Raw genomic sequence first — 1229 nt, 5'->3', positions numbered from 1 at the left:
CAGCGCGATCAGCGCGGCGATGACGCCGTCGAACGCCAGCAGGCCCATGCTCCTCGGGCTCAGCTGCCAGACATAGGTGCCCAGATACACCGCCATCGAGGCGTACAGGCCGGCGGCAGAGAATTTCAGCACCCCGAAGGCGAGCAGTGCCTGGAACCCGCGGTGGTTCAGCGTGCCCAGCATCTCGCGGAAATGCTGCCCGAACGATTGCCGCTCGCGGGCAGGGGGCTGCGGCACCATCCTGCCGCGCGCCTGTGTCCCCACTGCGCAGATCAGGATCGCGGCGAACGTCAGCACCGCGCCGATGATGCCCAGCTGGTGATAGCCTTCCGGGTTGAGCTGGCCGACCGGATATTGCGGGGTGGGGCGCAGCAGCACGAAGAACAGCAAGGTCGCGATGCCGAGCCCGCCGACATATCCAAAGAAATAGCGCCACGTCATCAGCGACGTGCGCTCGTCATAATCCTCGCTCAGCTCCGGGGTCAGCGCGGCGGAGGGAAGCTCGTAGAGGTTGATCGCGATCCGGCCGAGCGTCGCGACGGCCAGGATGTACCAGAACAGCGCGTCGTTGCTCCAACCCTGCGGCGGATTGAACATCAGCCAGAAGCACAATGCCGTCGGCAGCGCCGCGGCATACATGAAGGGGTGCCGGCGTCCCCACCGCGACCGCAGATTGTCGCTGACATGGCCAAGGATCGGATTGCTGATCGCATCAATGACCAGCGACGCCATCAGCGCGGCCGACACGATCCCCGCCGGAACACCCATCACCTGGTTGTAGAAGATCAGGAGATACGACCCGAACGCAACGGTTTGCGCCCCCTCGGCCAGCGATCCCATGCCGAACAGCAATTTGGTGCGTGCACGCAATGGCGCCGCGGGCGGCACACCGAAGGCCGCGTTTTTCCTCTCCAACACAAACCTCTACTCTACGGTGGGTTTGGTTGCAGCGTACCGCTTTCTTTAGTTACGGCAACCTAAAATCGGCGGCGTGCAGCGTCGATCCACCTCCAGGGTGCATCTGCCATGAAGCAAAGGCGTAGGTGGCGCCTCCGAGACCCGGGCGACGTGCAGGCATGGCTCCATGTTCTGAGCTGCATCGAACACTCACGCGCAGCCTTTTCTTCGGGAGAGGTGAACGACGATCCTCCCAATCGCTCCAATCAGACGTCCCCTCCCGTCCTGCTGGCCACGCTTCACCCCAACGAGGCCAGATTCGCCCGATTCTG

The 1229-nt window shown here is 63.6% G+C and carries 1 protein-coding gene; it reads right to left on the bottom strand.

Going from position 1 to position 1229, the window contains the following annotated elements:
* The coding region (locus tag XM50_RS00075) for an MFS transporter (RefSeq protein WP_197075227.1) at window positions 1–915 on the bottom strand (915 nt) is incomplete at its 3' end.
* Window positions 916–1229: the final 314 nt, after the last annotated feature.

The sequence above is a fragment of the Sphingomonas sp. Ag1 genome, assembly GCF_000980895.1.
GTDB lineage: Bacteria > Pseudomonadota > Alphaproteobacteria > Sphingomonadales > Sphingomonadaceae > Sphingomonas > Sphingomonas panaciterrae.
The sequence above is the reverse complement of the archived record's forward strand: the minus strand, read 5'-3'. Positions and strand labels throughout refer to the sequence as shown.